Source organism: Kitasatospora sp. NPDC057904, from assembly GCF_042887925.1.
Taxonomy (GTDB): domain Bacteria; phylum Actinomycetota; class Actinomycetes; order Streptomycetales; family Streptomycetaceae; genus Kitasatospora.
The window spans coordinates 269736-286292 of the sequence record NZ_JBHVOL010000013.1 but is presented as its reverse complement, the minus strand read 5'-3'; the positions used below and the strand labels follow the sequence as shown (position 1 = coordinate 286292).

The following is a 16557-nucleotide window of genomic DNA, read 5'->3' as shown; positions in this document are numbered from 1 at the left end:
GACGGCGCGACGCCGTCCCGACCGCATCGGGAGCGCACCATGCCACGGCCAGCCGAGGGTCCTGTCGGAGGTCCTGCCGTCGGTGGGAACGCGGACGGACCCGGGCCCAGCGGCCTGCGGGTCGAGGTGGACCGCGTCGGACCGGTGCGGATCGTGACCCTGGCCGGCGAACTGGACCACGACACGGCCGACGGGCTGCGCACCGTGCTCGGCGCCCCCCTCGACGACGGCGTGCAACGTCTCGTGGTGGACCTCGCGGACCTGCGCTTCTGTGATTCGACAGGGCTCAACATCCTCCTCCGGGCCCGCCTCGACGCCGAGGCGACCGGACCGGGGGTGGAACTGGCCGGCCCCAACGCCGCCGTGGCGAGGCTGTTCGCGATCACCGGGGCCGACGGCGTGTTCGTGATCCACTCCGATCTCGGTGCGGCGCTGGACCCGCAGGGTGCGGCGCCGGACGACCGGGGCGCGGACCCCGTGTCGGGGCCGGAGTGAGGAGGCCCGGATGACCGCACCAGGGGCCCACCCCCCGCGCAGCCGGGAGGAGCGGAGCAGGCGGCTCACGTTCGGCGGCAGCGAGGGTGCGGTCCAGCGCAGCCGCGAGTTCAGCCGCGCGGCCATGCTGTCCTGGCACTGGCTGCCCGCCGTCGACGACGAGCAGCAGGCCGTCACGGAGGACGTCCTGCTGATGGTCTCGGAACTGGTCACCAACGCGTGCTTGCACGCTCCAGGGGGCCCGAGCGAGCTGCGGCTCAGCTGGGACGGCAGGCGCCTGCGGGTCGAGGTCGCGGACCAGAGCCCGGTACCGCCGCGGCTGCGCCCGTTCCAGGACCCGGCGCAGCCGGGCGGTCACGGCCTGCGCGTGGTCGACCGACTCGCCCTGGCCTGGGGGTGCGCGCCGGAGGGGGACGGGAAGCGGGTGTGGCTGGAGGTCGCGTCCCCGGTCGACCACCACGTCCGGCGCCACTGACCCGGGCGTTCACCGCTGCCCGGGGTGGGGCTCCGGCGGCGGTGCCGGGTCCGGGTCCGGGAAGGGCACGGGCTTCGGGAACGGCGGGATCGGCGGCGGCACCGGATCGGGGCCCTCGCCGGGCCGGGGAGCGGGGTTGGGGTGGGGGATCGGCACTGTGTCCGGATCCGGGGGCGTCGGGATGGTCATCGTGGCACCTCCGTGGGGTGCGGACGGGACTCGACTCGCATGGCGGGCCGTCGTTGCCCGATGGCGTGTACCCGGTGAAATCGTAATAAATCAGTCGAAACATGAATTGGATGTCGTATGTCGGGGTAGGACGTCTGTTGCAGCGGCCGCGCCCATGCCGGCCGCGCCGGCACCCACCGGGTGCCACCGGGACCTTCGCTTGAAGAAGCCGGGCACAGGTCCTGGGGGAAGAAGCCCGTCGCGAGCGAATCCTCGTCCGCAATGCGGGGCGTTCACCCCGATGCCCAGGAGAAGCAAGTGTCCATCCCCCTCGAAACACCGCACCATGCTGACCAGGCGACCGCCAGGAGCCCGTCGGACCCACTGCCGCCCCAGTACACCGAGATGGAACTGCGGGCGATGGGCAAGTCCGAGGCCCGTGAGCTCAGCGACGCGCTGTTCGAGCGCCTGGCCGGTCTCGCCCGCGAGACGCACGCCTACAGCTACGTCCGCGGCACGATCATCGAGCTGAACATGCCATTGGTCCGCTTCATCGCGGCCCGCTTCCGCCACCGCGCGGAGGACATGGACGACATCCTCCAGGTCGGCACGATCGGCCTGATCAAGGCCGTCGACGGCTACGACCCGCACCGCGGCGTCGAGTTCGTCACCTACGCCATCCCCACCATCGCCGGCGAGATCAAGCGGTTCTTCCGCGACACCTCGTGGCCCGTGCGCGTGCCGCGCAGCATGCAGGAGCTGTACCTGAGCGTCGCCCGCGGCTCCGACCGGCTGGAGCAGGAACTCGGCCGCCTCCCGCACCCCGACGAGATCGCGAAGGACCTCGACCTCACCCTTGAGGAGGCCACCGAGGGCCTGATGGCCGGCCGGGTCTACCGCCCCAACTCCCTTGACGCGCTGCGCGATCAGGACACCGACGAGAGCGGCAGCGCACTGCTCGACCGCCTCGGCAGCTGTGACCCGGGCATCGAACTCGCCGACTTCCGCACCGCCGTGCGCCCCCTGCTGGCCGAACTCCCCGAGCGCGACCAGACCGTGCTCAAGCTCCGGTTCTGGGAGGGCCGAACCCAGTCCGAGATCGCCGACCGGATCGGCGTCTCCCAGATGCACGTCTCCCGCCTGCTCAGCTCCATCCTGGCCCGCCTGCGCCAACAGCTGGAGGACCGCGACGCCCCCGGCTGGTCGGACGAGCCGCTGGGCGACCCGCCGCACTGATCCACCGTCAAGCCGGCCGCAGTTCGAGCACGCAGCACTTCGGCCCGCCGCCACCTTTGAGCCCGCCGCCACCTTTGAGGAGTTCGGGCATCCGGACCGGTACGGGAACGTACCCCTCGGCGGGCACAGCAGGTAGCGGCGGTGCCGTGCCGCGCGCGCTGGTCGCGTCCTCTCCGTGTCCGATTCCATGCGCCGCGTGTGCCCGCGCCGGCGGGCGGAAAACCGGCCGTTTGCCCGGGAGCGCCCGGGGCACGCGTCCGGACAGGTGCAGGCACCGGATCGGAAGAAGGCCGGCCGATGGTCATCAGAACGACGGCTCGTGCCGCGTCGCCGAGGCCTGGCGGAGGCGAGACGCGAAGCCGGTGGCGGGCCCTGCGGGCGCTGGCGAAGGACGTATGGGAAGAGGGTTGCGGGATAGAGATCCTCCAGCGCTCGATGGCGTTCGCGGCGCTGTTCTTCGTCACGCTCGTGCCGCTGCTGATCGTCATCGCGGCAGCCTTCCCCGAGCGCGGCGCCGGCATCGCGCAGTGGATCATCGACGCTCTCGGGGTGCGCGGCCGCGGCTCGGCCGCCGTCCACCAGCTGTTCGCCTCACGCGGCCAGGTCCTCAGCACCACCACGGGCTTCGGCCTGGCCGCGCTGGCGGTCTTCGGCGTCTCCCTGATGGGGTCCGTGCAGGGTGTCTACCAGCGGATCTGGCGGGTGGACGCCGGCTCGTGGCACGTGGTCTGGCGCCAGACCCTCGGTCTGGCCGCACTCGTCGGCTACATCGTGCTGGCCGCGTGGAGCGGTTCCCCGTGGCACGATTCGGGTGCGCAGCCGACCTTCCGGATCGGCATCACGATCATCGGCGGTCTGCTGCTCTTCTGGTGGCTCCAGCACTTGCTGCTCGCCGGGCACGTCCCGGCACGCGACCTGTTCCCGGGCGCGGTCGCGACCGTCCTCGCGCTGGCGGGTCTCCACCTCTTCTCCCGCCTGGTGTTCGCGCCGCTGCTGGTGTCCAACGCGGTGTCCTACGGGACGGTGGGAACGGTCCTGATCGTCGTGTCCTGGCTGATCGGCGTCGGCTACACCGTGTACGGGGGTGCCCTGGTGGGCCACGTCCTCGTCCGCGCTCGCAGGGGCCGCGAGAACGCGAGCCCGGAGAGCCGCGGACCGTGAGACCGAAGGTACGTGCAGGGGGAACGGCCGAAGGATTCACGAAGCCGGAGCGCAACGCGTGCGTGGTACGCCGCGGAGTGCGCGAAAGGCCCACCCCCGGGTGTGGACCGGGCCCGGGTGCCTGACGCTCGAACCATGGGATCGATCGTCGTCCTGTTCGAGCTGGAACCCGACGAAGCACTGGGACCGGAGGGCGTGGGACCGGCAGTGCTCGCGGTGCACGCCGCGGGCGCCGACCCCGACGTGCCCGAGGACCCGCTCCCGCGAACCCTGTGCGGCCTGGACACCGGCCCGATGGAGCACACGCACTACCGCCCCCTCCACCCTGGCGATCCCTGGTACCCGCCGAGCGCGGCCGACCGGCGCTGCCACGCCTGCGAGGCGGCCCTACGGGCCTCGTGAAGCGATCCGGGCGTGTGGGTGCGGCGCTTGGTGTTTCCCCGGCCGGCTGAGCAGCGGGACGCATGCCGCACCTGAACAGCCCGGGCGGCTGGTCGGGTCGCACGGGCCGGTTTCCTTCTCGGGCCTCGTCCCGGGGGCGGGCCCGCGCTGCATGTGCCCCCGTGGGCGGAAGGCAACGACGGCCGGCAGGAACGGAGCCGCCTCCCGGGAATCGGCTCTGCCCGTGCGCGTGAGGACGTTTCCGGACTGCCGCAGCGGATAGCCGCGCTGCGCGGGGGGTCGTCAGCGTGGAGGAGGAGCACCGTGTCCCCGAAGGTTTCCGACTACATCCTGGAACGGCTGCGCGACTGGGACGTCGAGTACGTCTTCGGCTACCCGGGCGACGGCATCAACGGGCTGCTCGCGGCCTGGGGCCGGGCCGAGAACAGGCCGGTGTTCGTCCAGGCCCGGCACGAGGAGATGGCCGCGTTCGAGGCGGTCGGCTACGCGAAGTTCTCCGGCCGCACCGCCGTGTGCGCGGCGACCTCGGGCCCGGGTGCGATCCACCTGCTCAACGGGCTGTACGACGCCAAGCTCGACCACGTGCCGGTGGTCGCGATCGTCGGGCAGACGGACCGCAGCGCGATGGGCGGCTCCTACCAGCAGGAGGTCGACCTGCTGAGCCTCTACAAGGACGTCGCCGCCGAGTACTGCCAGATGGTGACCGTCCCCGAGCAACTGCCCAACGTGCTCGACCGGGCGATGCGCACCGCCGCCGCCCGGCGCACCGTGACCGCCGTCATCGTGCCCGCCGACGTCCAGGAGCTGGACTACAGCCCGCCGGAGCACGCCTTCAAGATGGTGCCCTCCAGCCTCGGCACCCCGCATTGGACGGTCCTGCCCCACGAGGACGACCTGCAGCGCGCGGCCGACGTGCTCAACTCTGGCCGCAGGGTCGCGATGCTCGTCGGCCAGGGCGCCCGGGGCGCCCGGCGCCAGGTCCAGGAGGTGGCCGAACTCCTCGGCGCGGGCGTCGCCAAGGCGCTGCTCGGCAAGGACGCGCTGCCCGACGTCCTGCCGTACGTCACCGGGTCGATCGGCCTGCTCGGCACCCGCCCGTCCTACGAGCTGATGCGCGACTGCGACACCCTGCTGACCGTCGGCTCCAGCTTCCCGTACACGCAGTTCCTGCCCGGGTTCGGCAAGGCCAGGGCCGTCCAGATCGACCTCGACCCGTTCATGGTCGGCCTGCGCTACCCCTACGAGGTCAACCTCGTCGGCGACGCCGCCCGCACCCTCGACGCGCTGCTGCCGCTCCTGATCCGCAAGGAGGACCGCACGTGGCAGCGCACCGTGTGCGACAACACCGAGCGCTGGTGGGAGGTGATGGAGCGGCGCGCCGGAGTCGAGGCGGACCCGATCAACCCCGAGTACGCGATCCACACCCTCGACCACCTGTTGCCCGACGACGCCATGGTCGCAGCCGATTCCGGCTCCGCCGCCAACTGGTACGCCCGTCACCTGCGTTTCCGCGGCACCATGCGCGGCTCGCTGTCCGGCACCCTCGCCACCATGGGCCCGGGCGTGCCGTACGCGATCGGCGCCAAGTTCGCCCACCCGGACCGACCGGCGATCGCGATCGTCGGCGACGGCGCGATGCAGATGAACGGCCTCGCCGAGCTGATCACCGTCTCGAAGTACTGGCAGCAGTGGGAGGACCCGCGCCTCGTCGTGGCGGTGCTCAACAACCGCGACCTCAACCAGGTCACCTGGGAGATGCGGGCCATGCAGGGAGCGCCGAGCTTCCTGCCCTCGCAGGAGCTCCCCGACGTCGACTACGCGGGCTTCGCCCGCACCCTCGGCCTCGCCGCCGAGCGGGCGATCGCACCGGACGACGTCCCGGGCGGCTGGCAGCACGCCCTCGCCGCGGACCGCCCGTTCGTCCTGGAGCTGCGCACCGACCCGGCCGTCCCGCCGATCCCGCCGCACGCGACGTGGGACCAGATCCAGGCCGCGGCCGAGTCCGTGCTGCGCGGCGACAACGACCGCGCCGGGATGGTCCGTCAGGGGTTCAAGGCCAAGCTGCAGGAGCTCCTGCCGTCGTTCGGAGGCCGGCATGGGCGCCATTGACGTCGTGCTGCGCAACGTCCGGACCGGCCGCTTCCAGCGTTCGCTCGCCCTGGTCACCGCCGCCGGGTCGGTGATCACGGCCGCCGAGATTTACCTGGAGCACGATCGGGCCGGCTTCGGCAACCGCGTCATGTGGTGGCCGGTGTGGCTCGGGCCGGTCGGCGCGGTGGCCGGGGTGGCCGGCGCGGTCAGTCCGCGGGCGGCGCACACCATGCTGCCCGTCGCCTCCGCCGCGATCACCGCCAACGGCATCCAGGGCACGTACCTGCACGTCCGGGGCATCGCCGAGAAGCCCGGCGGCTGGGCGATGGCCCGCTACAACGTCGAGATGGGGCCGCCGCTGTTCGCGCCGCTGCTGATGAGCATGGTCGGAGGGATGGGACTGGTCGCCGCGGTACTGCGCAGGGAGTCACGTGATGCCTGAGGCACCCGAGGACCGCACCCCCTCCTACGAGGGCCGCTTCCCCGGATTCGACGTGCTCGGCCAGGCCGCGCACTGGGACCACGAGACGTCGGCCGTCGTGTACTCCCGGATCGGCCCCCAGCCGCCGCTGCGCTTCTTCACGCCCGCGGAGGAGGCCACCGGCCGCGCCCTGCTGGACCTCCTGCTCGACCACCCGCCCGTGCCGCTCCTGCCGATGATCGACGCCCGGCTCGCCGAACTGGAGACCGACGGCTGGCGCTACGCAGACATGCCGCGCGACGACACGGCCTGGCGGCACACCCTGCGCGCCCTGGACGAGGACGCGGACGGCCCGTTCGCGGCGCTCACCGAGGTCCAGCAGCGCGCCCTCGTCGGACGGGTGCAGGAGCTGGACGGGGAGCGCTGGCACGGCCTGCCCGCCCGCCATGTGTGGAGCCTGTGGACCCGCTACGCCTGCACCGCCTACTACGCCCACCCCACCGCGTGGAACGAGATCGGCTTCGGCGGCCCCGCCCACCCGCGCGGCTACCTGCGCCTCGGCGAGGGCCTGCGCGAGCCCTGGGAGGTCCCCGACGCCCGCAACCGCCCGCCCCGGCCGCCCGACCGCCGGCCGGTCCGACCGGTGCCGCCCGCCACCGACCCCGGCCGGCACTCCCGGCTGCGCGCCGTCGCCGAGACCGTGCGCGCCAACGCCGCGGCCGAGCGCGAGGTCCGCCGCACCAACGCCTCCGCCTGGCTGCTGCCGCGCGACGGGCACGGCTTCGACCACCAACTGCTGCGCGACATGCGGAGCTTCGAGGACTCCGACGAGGTCGACCTGCTGATCGTCGGCTGCGGCGCCGGCGGCGCCACCCTCGCCCAGCGGATGGCCCGCCGCGGCTGGAGCGTCGTCGTCCTGGAGGCCGGCCCGTTCTGGGACCCGCGCGCCGACTGGGTCAGCGACGAGGCGGGCTCCCACCACCTCTACTGGACCGAGCCGCGCGTCATCTCCGGCACCGACCCCGTCCCGCTCGGATCCAACAACTCCGGCCGGGGCGTGGGCGGTTCGATGGTCCACTTCGCCGGCTACGCACCGCGCTTCCACCCGTCCGACTTCCGCACCCACTCGCTCGACGGCGTCGGCGCCGACTGGCCGATCGACTACGCCGACCTGCGTGACTCCTACCGCCGGCTGGAGTACGAACTTCCCGTGGCGGGCCAATATTGGCCCTGGGGTGAGCCGCATCCCTACCCGCATCCGCCCCACCCCGTCGGCGGCAACGGCGAGGTCTTCCTGCGCGGCGCCGCCGCCCTCGGCGTCCAGGCCCGCGTCGGCCCCGTCGCCATCACCAACGGCCGCTTCGGGCGCCGCCCGCACTGCATCTACCGGGGCTTCTGCCTCCAGGGCTGCAAGGTCAACGCCAAGGCCTCCCCGCTGATCACCCACGTCCCCGACGCCCTCGCGAACGGCGCCGAGATCCGCGCCGACTGCATGGCCGCCGTCGTCGAACTCGACCACGACGGACTCGCCCGCGGCGTCCGGTACTTCCACCACGGCCGCGAACACCTCCAGCGGGCCCGTACGGTGGCCGTCGCCGGCTACGCCATCGAAACCCCGCGCTTGCTGCTCAACTCCGCCTGCGGGCGATTCCCCGAAGGCCTGTGCAACGACCACGACCTCGTCGGACGGTACGTCATGGTGCAGGGCGCGCCGCAGACCTCCGGGCGCTTCGACGAGGAGATCCGAGCCTACAAGGCCCCGCCGCCGGAGGTCTCCACCGAGCAGTACTACGAGACCGGCACCGACCGGCCCTACAAGCGCGGCTTCACCATCCAGAACATCTCGCCGCTGCCCATCACCTGGGCCGAACACGTCGTCGCCCAGGGCCACTGGGGCGCCGACCTGCGCACCTACCTCTCCGACTACGTCCACTGGGCCACCCTCGGAGCCATGGCCGAACTCCTGCCCCAGCCCGACAACCGGGTCACCCTCGCACCCGACACCGACCGGCACGGCCTGCCCGTCGCCGAATTCGCCTTCTCCCAGTGCGACAACGACCGGATGCTGATCCGCGCCGCCCGCACCGTCATGGAGGACATCCTGCGCGCCGCCGGCGCGAGCGAGGTCATCACCATCGACCGCTACGCCCACCTGGTCGGCGGCTGCCGCATGGCCGCCGACCACTGGAGCGGCGTCGTCGACCACCGGCTGCGCACCTTCGCCGTGCCCAACCTGCTCATCACCGACGGCAGCGTGCTCCCCACCCAGGGCAGCGCCAACCCGGCGCTCACCATCATGGCCCTGGTCGACCGCGCGGCCGGCCTGCTCGCCGCGGGGGAACGCAGCGGACTGCGAACACCGGGATGAACGAGATCCAGCGGATCGGCACCCGCGTCTACACCGTCCCCACCGACGCGCCGGAGGCGGACGGCACGATCGCCTGGGACCACACCACGCTCGTCCTGGCGGAGGCCGTCAGCGGCCCGCACACCGGCCTCGGCTGGACGTACGGCGCCCCCGCCACGGCGGTCGTCATCCGTGACGAACTCGCGCCGCTGCTGACCGGCCGCGACCCGCACGACACCGCCGGCGCGCAGGAGGCCATGAGCCGGGCGGTGCGGAACATGGGCCGTCCGGGGCTGATCGCCGGCGCGATCTCGGCCGTCGACCTCGCCCTGTGGGACCTGCGGGGCCACCTGCTCGGCCTGCCCCTCGCCCGGCTCCTCGGCGGCGCCGCCCGGCCCGTCCGGGTGTACGGCAGCGGCGGGTTCACCACGTACTCCGCCGCGCAGCAGGAGCGACAACTACGGGGCTGGACCGAGGACCAGGGCATCCCCCGCGTCAAGATCAAGATCGGCGAGTCGTGGGGCACCCGCGAACGGCGCGACCTCGAACGCGTCCGCGCCGCCCGCGCCACCGTCGGCGACCGCACCGAGCTCTACACCGACGCCAACGGCGGCTACCGGCGCAAACAGGCCGTCCGGATCGGCGACGCCCTGGCCGACGAAAGCGTCACCTGGTTCGAGGAACCCGTCTCCTCCGACGACCTCACCGGACTCCGTGCCGTCCGCGATGCCGTCACCCCCGACGTCACCGCCGGCGAATACGGCTACGACCTGCCCTACTTCGCCCGCATGGTCCCGGCCGTCGACTGCCTCCAGGCCGACGCCACCCGCTGCGGCGGCCTCACCGCCTGGCTGCGCGCCGCCGCCCTCGCCGAAGCACACGGCCTCGACATCTCCGCCCACTGCGCCCCGCACCTGCACGCCCACGCCGCCGCGGCCGTCCCCAACTGCCGCCACCTGGAATGGTTCCACGACCACGTCCGGATCGAGCGACTGCTCTTCGACGGCACCCTCGACCCCACCGGCGGCACCGTCACCCCCGGCGCGGACGGCGCCCCCGGCCACGGGCTGCGCCTCGCGCCCACCCGGACCGCCGAGTACCGGACCGCATGAGCCCCGAGCGAAAGGGGCCCGACGCCATGACACACCATCCGAAGAGAAGCCGGACCGGCACCGTCGAACAGGTCCGGGGCTTCAGCGTGCAGGCCGAACCCTGGGCCGAGGGCACGGTGCTCGCGCTGCACGGCGAACTCGACCTCGACACCGTGACCGACCTGCACGCTGCCCTGGACGCGGCGCTCGCCACGCCGGGCAGCGTGATCGTGATCGACTGCGCCGGACTGGAGTTCTGCGACTCCACCGGACTCAACGCCATCCTCCGCGCCCGGGCCGACGCGGCGGCCGACGACAGCCGGATCGACCTGGCCCGCCCCGGACCGCTGCTCCTGCGGCTGCTCGAACTCACCGGCGCCGCCGAAGCCTTCCGCATCCGCGCGACCGTGCCCGGCTGACCGAAAGGAAGAACGATGAAGACGGCAGCGGCACTCTTCGACGTCGACGGCACCCTGCTCGACACCGCCTACCTGCACGCCCTGAGCTGGTGGGAGGCCCTGCGCCAGTACGACCGGACGGTCCCCGCGGCCCGCGTCCATCGTGCGGTCGGCATGGGCGCCGACCAACTGCTCGACCACCTCCTCGGCGAACACCGCGACCACGGGGACGACCAGGCCATCACGGCCGCCCACGACGCCCTCTACGCCAGCCACTGGCCCGTCATCGCACCGCTGCCCGGTGCCCCGGAGCTTCTGCGCGCCTGCGCCGCCCGGGGCTGGCGCATCGTCCTCGCCAGCTCCGCCTCCGAACGCGAACTCGCCGTGCTGCGCCGCGCCCTGGGCGCCGACGACGTGATCGCGGCGGCCACATCCGCCGACGACGTCGCCGCGACCAAGCCCGCGCCGGACCTCGTCCACGCGGCGCTGGACCGCGCGGGCGCCGACCCCGCGGATGCGGTGTTCGTCGGCGACACGGTGTGGGACGTCGTCGCCGCGGCCCGTGCCAGGGTGCCGTGCGTCGCCGTGGAGAGCGGCGGCTTCGCCGCGCAGGAGCTCCTCGGCTGCGGCGCTGCCGAGGTCCACCGCGACACCGCCGAACTGCTCGCCGAGCTGGACGGCAGCCTCCTCGCCCGGGTGCCGGAAGAACGATCGCCGGGAGCCGCCGGGCCCCGCGCGGCGTGAACACGTGCGGACGGGGTACCCGCCGGGGCACGTTCGGGCCGGACGGCCCGGCCGGGAGGAACGCGACCGCCCGGGGAGGTCCAGTGCCCTGGCCGACGGCAGCCCCCCGGCGGGCGAGGAGGACCTCCCGTGATCCGGGTCGCCGCCGTCGGGGACATCCACCTCGGCCCGGACAGCCGCGGCCTGCTGCGCCCGGCCTTCGCCACGCTGAGGGAGCGGGCCGATCTGCTCCTGTTGGCAGGGGACTTGACCCGGCACGGGAGGCCCGAGGAGGCCACGGTGGTGGGGGAGGAGGTGGCCGGCCTGGCGGTCCCGGTGATCGCGGTCCTCGGCAACCACGACTACGACGCCGGCGGCCCCGGGGAAGTCACCCGGATCCTGGCCGCCCACGGCGTCCGGGTGCTGGAGCGCGAGGCGACCGTCGTCCGTGTGGACGGACGGCGGGTCGGCGTGGCCGGCACCAAGGGCTTCGGCGGCGGGTTCGCCGGGCGCAGCGGCGGGGAGTTCGGGGAGCCGGAGATGAAGGCTTTCATCCGGCACTCGCGGGAGTGCGCGGACGGTCTCCGCCGCGCGCTGGACGAGCTGGCGGCCGAGGGCTGCCACGTGCGGATCGCGCTGACGCACTTCGCCCCCGTGCCCGACACCCTGGCCGGGGAGCCGCCGGAGATCTACCCCTTCCTGGGCAGCTACCTGCTCGCCGAGGCGATCGACGCGGCGGGGGCCGACCTCGCCGTCCACGGCCACGCGCACCTCGGCACCGAGCGCGGCTTCACGGCTTGCGGCGTGCGCGTGCGGAACGTGGCGCAGCCGGTCATCGGCCGGGCGTTCGCGGTCTACCGGCTGCACGGCGACGTGGACGAGCCCTCCGTAGCGGAGCGTTAGGGCCGCGGCGGCCCGGGTAGGCGCGACCCGACGTACACCGAACCGGGACGAAGGGGATTGCCATGTTGCTGCTAGGACTTCTGCTGATGTCGGCGTCCGGCGCCTTCATCGGGCTGCTGATCGCGGACAACATCGCCGGCGGGCCCGAGTACCAGGCGACGGTCCTGGGCAACGACCTGGTCACGCTGAACAGCCTGGGCGTCTTCCTGGCCGGCGTGGTGCTCGGCCTGGTCTTCTGCATGGGGCTCGCCCTCATGGGGCTCGCCCGGCGGATCCGGCGGCCCGTCCGTCCCGTCGTGGGCGACGCGGCCTACCGGGAGGCGTATCCGACCCGGCGGGTGCGCAGGGTCGAACGCGTCGCACCCGTGGCCGATGACCGGCCGGCGGCCGAGGACGTCCCGGTGGCCGGTGAGGTGCCGACCCGGTCGGCCCGGCCGGAGGAACGGGCGGCGGAGCAGGGCGGCCGGGACACCGGGACGCCGGCCGAGGCGCCGCGGGGCGGCCGGATCCGGCACTTGTTCGGCCACTGACGGGAGGTCGGGGACATGACACTGAGCCACCCGGCCGAGCGCGGCCGGGGGAGCTTCGCGCGCCTGGCCGAGCGGGCCTCCAACCTGACCAGCTCGCCGCTGTTCTACTCCCTGTGCGTGCTGCTCGTGGTCGCCTTCGTGGCCGTGCACATCGCCGGACTCTCGTCCTCGTGGCAGCACTTCGTGGGCGACATGATGTCGGCGGTGACGCTGCTGCTGCTCGCGCTGCTCAAGAACGCCGAGCGCAGGGCGGAGCACGCGATCCAGCGCAAGCTCGACGCGATAGCGGCGGCTCTCCTGGCGGAGGAGGAGGGCGACCGGGGCGGGGCCAGGGAGGACTTGAAGCACGCGATCCGCCTGGAGGACGAGGTCTGAGCGGGGTCGGATCGGCACGGAACGTGGTGACGCTGCGTTGTTTCCCGCCGGTCCGGCGGGGTAGGCGAGGGGGTTCACCGAGCCGGGCCGTTGGTCTGCGAACCGAAGGCTCCCGATCACATCCTCCCCCAGGGACGGACCATGAAGAACGCGAAACTCGCCGCTGCGGTGGGCGTCGGCTACCTCCTCGGGCGGTTGCACAAAGCCCGATGGGCGCTGGCGCTCGCCGGCATGGCGGCCGGCAAGAAACTGGGTACCAGCCCGGGAGCCGCGGTCGCGCAGCTCCTCGAATCCTCGCCGCAGCTCCGGCGGATGGTCGGCGACGTGCGGGGCGAGCTGGCGAGCGCGGGCAAGAAGGCGGCCGTGGCCGCCGCGTCCCGGCGCGTCGGCGCGCTGACCGACCAGCTGGAACAACGGACCGAGGCGCTGCGCGAGGCCAACGGGCACCGCGAGGACGACGAACCGTCCGATGAGCAGGAACCGGAAGAAGAGCCGGAGGAGGAGACCGAGGACTCCGGCAAGACCCGGAGCACCCGCTCCGGCACGTCGTCCGGGAGGAGCTCGTCCAGCGGTGGTTCGTCGCGGTCCCGGACGGCGACCAAGCCCTCCGGAACGGGCACGGCGGCCCGTAAGGCAGCGCCGGCCCGCAAGAGCACGGCGACGCGTACGGGCGCGGCGGCCCGTAAGGCAGCGCCGGCCCGCAAGAGCACGGCGACGCGCACGGGCACGGCGTCCGGCAAGGCAGCGCCGGCCCGCAAGAGCACGGCGAAGGCGCCGGCGAAGAAGGCGGCCCCGCGCGCGAGCGCGGCTCGGAAGACCACCGCCCCCTCGGCCGCGAAGAGGACGAGCGCCCCGGCCCGCAAGACGGCCGGATCGCGGGCGTCCGCACGGAAGTCGAGGTGAGGACGATGGCCAAGCAGGCAGCCGAGCCCGGAATCGGAGGCATCGGCGACCTCGTGGACGCCCTGCCCACCGAGCGACTGATCGAGCAGGCACGCGAGTTCGTGTCCGCGCTGGGCGAGCGGGCCGTGGGGGCGGCCGGCGACCGGGTCGCCGACCTCGCGGACCGGCTGGTCGACTACGCCGAGAACGGCGGCGGCGGAAGCGGTGGGGGTCTCCCGGTCGGCAAGCTGCTCGGGGCCGGCGCGGCCGGAGTGAAGAGCCTCGTGTCCAACGGACTCTCGCTGTCCTCCGGGGGCGGGAAGCAGGGCGGCGGCAAGGACACCAAGGTCACCAACATCGTGGAGGAGATCGACGTCGGCGTGCCGGTGCGGGTCGCCTACAACCAGTGGACGCAGTTCCAGGACTTCCCGCAGTTCACGAAGCGGCTGGAGCAGGTGGACCAGGAATCCGACGAGAAGCTCACGTGGAAGGCGGGGATCTTCCTCTCCCACCGCACCTGGGAGTCGACCATCGTCGAACAGGTCCCGGACGAGACGATCGTGTGGCGCTCCAAGGGCGACAAGGGTCACGTCGACGGCACGGTCACCTTCCACGAACTCGCCCCCAACCTCACCAAGATCCTGCTGGTCCTCGAGTACCACCCGAAGGGCCTTTTCGAGCGGACCGGCAACCTCTGGCGGGCCCAGGGGCGGCGGGCGCGCCTGGAGCTCAAGCACTTCCGCCGGCATGTGATGACCCGGACGATCCTCGATCCCGACGGCGTCGAGGGCTGGCGCGGCGAGATCCGCGACAGCGAGGTCGTCCGTTCGCACGAGGACGCCCTGGAGGAGGAGTCCGATCAGGGGACGGAATCAGAGGAGACGGAAGACACGGGAGGCGCCCCCGACGACGAGGAGCGCGAGCGGGGCGATGAGGACGAGAACGACGACGAGGACTACGAGGACGAGCCGGAGGCTGAGGACGACTACGACGAGGACTACGCCGACGAGGAGGAGGACGAACCCGAAGAGTACGAGGACGAGCAGGACGAGGACGGAGGCGCCGACGACTTCGACGACGAGTACGAGGACGAGCAGGACGAGGACGAGTACGAGGACGAACCCGAGGACGAGGACGACGATGAACGGCCCCGGAGCCGCCGCCGGGCCCCCGCCCGGAGCGGCAGGTGAGGACGATGACGGTAGCCCCCAGGACCGGCCACTACCTGGACCGCCCCTCCCCGAGCGGCCTGGCCGACGTCCTCGACCTGATCCTCGACAAGGGCCTGGTCATCGACGTCTACGTGCGCGTCTCGCTGGTCGGCATCGAGCTGATCACGATCGATGCGCGGATCGTCATCGCGAGCGTGGACACCTATCTGCGCTTCGCGGAGGCGGTCAACCGCCTCGATCTGAAGCAGGACGGCTCGGAGGGCCTGCCGGAACTGATGGACGACATGCGCCAGGGCGGCGCCCGCCGCAAGACCCGCGGCGCCCTGGAGGGCGTCAAGGAGAGCGTCAGCGAAGTGATCGACCACGTTCGCGGGCGCGATGACGGGGACGGAGAAGAGGAGGAGGAACCGCAGGAACGGCCCCGGCGCCGGTCCCGGCCCTCCGGCGAACGCAGGGAGCGTGAACGGTGAACCGCGACACACCGGCCGCCGGTGACACCGGACCGGCCTGCTACGTCTACGGAATCGTCCCCGCCGACGCCGCCGCGCCCACGGCCGTCCGCGGGGTGGGCACACCCCCGGCGGCGGTCGAACTGCTCCCGTGCGGACGGGTCGCCGCGCTGGTCAGCGAGGTCGATCCGACCAAACCCCTGGGAACGCCGGACGACCTCCGCGCGCACGCCCGGGTGCTGGACTCGGTCGTCTCCGCCCGGGTCCCCGTGCTGCCGTTCCGGTTCGGCTCGGTGGTCGACGGCCGCCGGGCCGTGGTGGACGAACTGCTCGGCCCGTCCGAGGAGGGCTTCGCCCTCGCGCTGGAGAGCCTGCGCGGCCTCGCCCAGTACACGCTTCGCGGGTCGTACGTCGAGGACCGCGTGCTGCGGGACGTCCTCGCCGCCCGCCCCGACATCGCCGCCCTCCGGGAGCGGACCGCGTCGCTGTCGGCGGACACCGCCCACTACGACCGGCTCCGGCTGGGCGAACTGGTGGCCCGGGAGATCGCCGACCGCGGCGAGGCCGACGTGCGCCACCTGGTCGACACCCTCGGCCCGCTCGCGGTCGCGGTCACCAGGGGCCCGGGCGCGGACCTGGACCAGCCGATCGACGTGTCCTTCCTGGTCCACCACACCCGCTGGGCGCGCTTCGAGGCCGAGGCGGAGGACCTGGCGCGCGGGTGGTCCGGGCGGGTGGGTATCCGCCTCCTCGGGCCGCTGGCGCCGTACGACTTCGCGCCCGCGGCCGTCGGCGGCGGTTCCGAGGGGGTGTCCGGTCCATGGGCCTGATCACCGGGCTCCTCACCCTGCCGCTCGCGCCCGTGCGCGGCGTGGTCTGGGTGGCCGAGCAGCTGTACGCCCAGGCCCGCCGCGAGCTGGATGACCCGGCGGCCGTCCGCCGGCGCCTGGCCGAGCTGGAGGAGGCCCGTCGGAGTGGCGCCCTCAGCCCGGAGGAGGCCGACCGGCAGGAGGCGGAACTGGTCGGACGGCTGTGGGAGGCCCGGCGGACGAGCGGTCGGCGGGAGGTGTGAGCCGTGGCCGAGACCGAGCCCCGCCCGCGTCGGCCCGCAGACCGCGCGACGGCGCCGCGTCGTCGCACCGCCACCGCCCGCGCAGACGATGAGCGGCGCGCGCCCGCTCCCGGGCGCGGGGGGGGGGGGGCCCCCGCACCGGCGCCGGCCGCGTCCGCGGCGCGCG

19 protein-coding genes are annotated in these 16557 nt (G+C 73.3%); all 19 read left to right on the top strand.

What is annotated here, in order from left to right:
• Nucleotides 1-39 precede the first annotated feature (39 nt).
• The 19 genes from ACFVSN_RS29945 to ACFVSN_RS29855 all read left to right on the top strand — a co-directional run bounded on the left by ACFVSN_RS29945 (nt 40) and on the right by ACFVSN_RS29855 (nt 16391).
• Entirely contained in the window at nt 40-495 is a 456-nt protein-coding gene (locus tag ACFVSN_RS29945) for an STAS domain-containing protein (RefSeq protein ID WP_387602472.1), read from the top strand.
• Nucleotides 496-505: 10 nt separating this feature from the next.
• Nucleotides 506-970 (top strand): ATP-binding protein, encoded by a 465-nt coding sequence (locus tag ACFVSN_RS29940; RefSeq protein ID WP_387602469.1) that lies wholly within the window; start codon nt 506-508, stop codon nt 968-970.
• A 486-nt stretch (nt 971-1456) separates the two neighbouring features.
• Nucleotides 1457-2374, top strand: a complete 918-nt coding sequence (locus ACFVSN_RS29935; protein WP_387602466.1) for a SigB/SigF/SigG family RNA polymerase sigma factor — start codon at nt 1457-1459, stop codon at nt 2372-2374.
• Nucleotides 2375-2809: 435 nt separating this feature from the next.
• The gene (locus tag ACFVSN_RS29930; protein WP_387602463.1) at nt 2810-3535 is read left to right on the top strand and encodes a ribonuclease BN; all 726 of its coding nucleotides are present in this window, start codon (nt 2810-2812) and stop codon (nt 3533-3535) included.
• 135 nt (nt 3536-3670) lie between these two features.
• Nucleotides 3671-3937 (top strand): hypothetical protein, encoded by a 267-nt coding sequence (locus ACFVSN_RS29925; protein WP_387602461.1) that lies wholly within the window; start codon nt 3671-3673, stop codon nt 3935-3937.
• Between the two features lie 303 nt (nt 3938-4240).
• A complete protein-coding gene (locus ACFVSN_RS29920; RefSeq protein ID WP_387602458.1) occupies nt 4241-6046 on the top strand; it encodes a thiamine pyrophosphate-requiring protein in 1806 nt (601 codons plus the stop codon).
• On the top strand, nt 6033-6470 hold the full coding sequence (locus ACFVSN_RS29915; protein ID WP_387602456.1) for a hypothetical protein: 438 nt from the start codon (nt 6033-6035) through the stop codon (nt 6468-6470). The genes ACFVSN_RS29920 and ACFVSN_RS29915 overlap by 14 nt, the downstream gene beginning before the upstream one ends.
• A complete protein-coding gene (locus ACFVSN_RS29910) occupies nt 6463-8817 on the top strand; it encodes a GMC family oxidoreductase (protein ID WP_387602453.1) in 2355 nt (784 codons plus the stop codon). The genes ACFVSN_RS29915 and ACFVSN_RS29910 overlap by 8 nt, the downstream gene beginning before the upstream one ends.
• The gene (locus ACFVSN_RS29905) at nt 8814-9908 is read left to right on the top strand and encodes an enolase C-terminal domain-like protein (protein ID WP_387602450.1); all 1095 of its coding nucleotides are present in this window, start codon (nt 8814-8816) and stop codon (nt 9906-9908) included. Before ACFVSN_RS29910 ends, ACFVSN_RS29905 begins: the two co-directional genes overlap by 4 nt.
• Before the next feature lie 26 nt (nt 9909-9934).
• Nucleotides 9935-10306 (top strand): STAS domain-containing protein, encoded by a 372-nt coding sequence (locus tag ACFVSN_RS29900; RefSeq protein WP_387602447.1) that lies wholly within the window; start codon nt 9935-9937, stop codon nt 10304-10306.
• A 15-nt stretch (nt 10307-10321) separates the two neighbouring features.
• Nucleotides 10322-11029: an HAD family hydrolase gene (locus ACFVSN_RS29895; protein WP_387602444.1), complete on the top strand. Its 708-nt coding sequence runs from the start codon at nt 10322-10324 to the stop codon at nt 11027-11029.
• A gap of 129 nt (nt 11030-11158) precedes the next feature.
• A complete protein-coding gene (locus ACFVSN_RS29890) occupies nt 11159-11911 on the top strand; it encodes a metallophosphoesterase (protein WP_387956883.1) in 753 nt (250 codons plus the stop codon).
• Between the two features lie 62 nt (nt 11912-11973).
• Nucleotides 11974-12441, top strand: coding sequence for a hypothetical protein (locus ACFVSN_RS29885; protein ID WP_387603922.1), 468 nt, complete (start codon nt 11974-11976; stop codon nt 12439-12441).
• A 15-nt stretch (nt 12442-12456) separates the two neighbouring features.
• A complete protein-coding gene (locus ACFVSN_RS29880) occupies nt 12457-12816 on the top strand; it encodes a low affinity iron permease family protein (protein WP_387603919.1) in 360 nt (119 codons plus the stop codon).
• A 141-nt stretch (nt 12817-12957) separates the two neighbouring features.
• On the top strand, nt 12958-13719 hold the full coding sequence (locus ACFVSN_RS29875) for a hypothetical protein (protein ID WP_387603916.1): 762 nt from the start codon (nt 12958-12960) through the stop codon (nt 13717-13719).
• A gap of 5 nt (nt 13720-13724) precedes the next feature.
• Complete coding sequence (locus ACFVSN_RS29870; protein ID WP_387603913.1) at nt 13725-14888, top strand: SRPBCC family protein; 1164 nt, start codon at nt 13725-13727, stop codon at nt 14886-14888.
• A 5-nt stretch (nt 14889-14893) separates the two neighbouring features.
• Nucleotides 14894-15340, top strand: coding sequence for a gas vesicle protein GvpJ (gene gvpJ, locus ACFVSN_RS29865; protein WP_387603910.1), 447 nt, complete (start codon nt 14894-14896; stop codon nt 15338-15340).
• The gene (locus ACFVSN_RS29860) at nt 15337-16149 is read left to right on the top strand and encodes a GvpL/GvpF family gas vesicle protein (RefSeq protein ID WP_387603907.1); all 813 of its coding nucleotides are present in this window, start codon (nt 15337-15339) and stop codon (nt 16147-16149) included. The genes gvpJ and ACFVSN_RS29860 overlap by 4 nt, the downstream gene beginning before the upstream one ends.
• Nucleotides 16140-16391 (top strand): gas vesicle protein GvpG, encoded by a 252-nt coding sequence (locus tag ACFVSN_RS29855; RefSeq protein ID WP_387603904.1) that lies wholly within the window; start codon nt 16140-16142, stop codon nt 16389-16391. The genes ACFVSN_RS29860 and ACFVSN_RS29855 overlap by 10 nt, the downstream gene beginning before the upstream one ends.
• The last annotated feature ends 166 nt before the right edge of the window (nt 16392-16557 follow it).

What these genes read in the sequence shown, in the direction of transcription:
- gvpJ (WP_387603910.1), top strand. Translation starts at nt 14,894, where the DNA reads ATGACGGTAGCCCCCAGGACCGGCCACTACCTGGACCGCCCCTCCCCG.
- ACFVSN_RS29880 (WP_387603919.1), top strand. Translation starts at nt 12,457, where the DNA reads ATGACACTGAGCCACCCGGCCGAGCGCGGCCGGGGGAGCTTCGCGCGC.
- ACFVSN_RS29875 (WP_387603916.1), top strand. Translation starts at nt 12,958, where the DNA reads ATGAAGAACGCGAAACTCGCCGCTGCGGTGGGCGTCGGCTACCTCCTC.
- ACFVSN_RS29895 (WP_387602444.1), top strand. Translation starts at nt 10,322, where the DNA reads ATGAAGACGGCAGCGGCACTCTTCGACGTCGACGGCACCCTGCTCGAC.
- ACFVSN_RS29885 (WP_387603922.1), top strand. Translation starts at nt 11,974, where the DNA reads ATGTTGCTGCTAGGACTTCTGCTGATGTCGGCGTCCGGCGCCTTCATC.
- ACFVSN_RS29925 (WP_387602461.1), top strand. Translation starts at nt 3,671, where the DNA reads ATGGGATCGATCGTCGTCCTGTTCGAGCTGGAACCCGACGAAGCACTG.
- ACFVSN_RS29900 (WP_387602447.1), top strand. Translation starts at nt 9,935, where the DNA reads ATGACACACCATCCGAAGAGAAGCCGGACCGGCACCGTCGAACAGGTC.
- ACFVSN_RS29940 (WP_387602469.1), top strand. Translation starts at nt 506, where the DNA reads ATGACCGCACCAGGGGCCCACCCCCCGCGCAGCCGGGAGGAGCGGAGC.
- ACFVSN_RS29930 (WP_387602463.1), top strand. Translation starts at nt 2,810, where the DNA reads ATGGCGTTCGCGGCGCTGTTCTTCGTCACGCTCGTGCCGCTGCTGATC.
- ACFVSN_RS29870 (WP_387603913.1), top strand. Translation starts at nt 13,725, where the DNA reads ATGGCCAAGCAGGCAGCCGAGCCCGGAATCGGAGGCATCGGCGACCTC.
- ACFVSN_RS29910 (WP_387602453.1), top strand. Translation starts at nt 6,463, where the DNA reads ATGCCTGAGGCACCCGAGGACCGCACCCCCTCCTACGAGGGCCGCTTC.
- ACFVSN_RS29905 (WP_387602450.1), top strand. Translation starts at nt 8,814, where the DNA reads ATGAACGAGATCCAGCGGATCGGCACCCGCGTCTACACCGTCCCCACC.
- ACFVSN_RS29855 (WP_387603904.1), top strand. Translation starts at nt 16,140, where the DNA reads ATGGGCCTGATCACCGGGCTCCTCACCCTGCCGCTCGCGCCCGTGCGC.
- ACFVSN_RS29915 (WP_387602456.1), top strand. Translation starts at nt 6,033, where the DNA reads ATGGGCGCCATTGACGTCGTGCTGCGCAACGTCCGGACCGGCCGCTTC.
- ACFVSN_RS29945 (WP_387602472.1), top strand. Translation starts at nt 40, where the DNA reads ATGCCACGGCCAGCCGAGGGTCCTGTCGGAGGTCCTGCCGTCGGTGGG.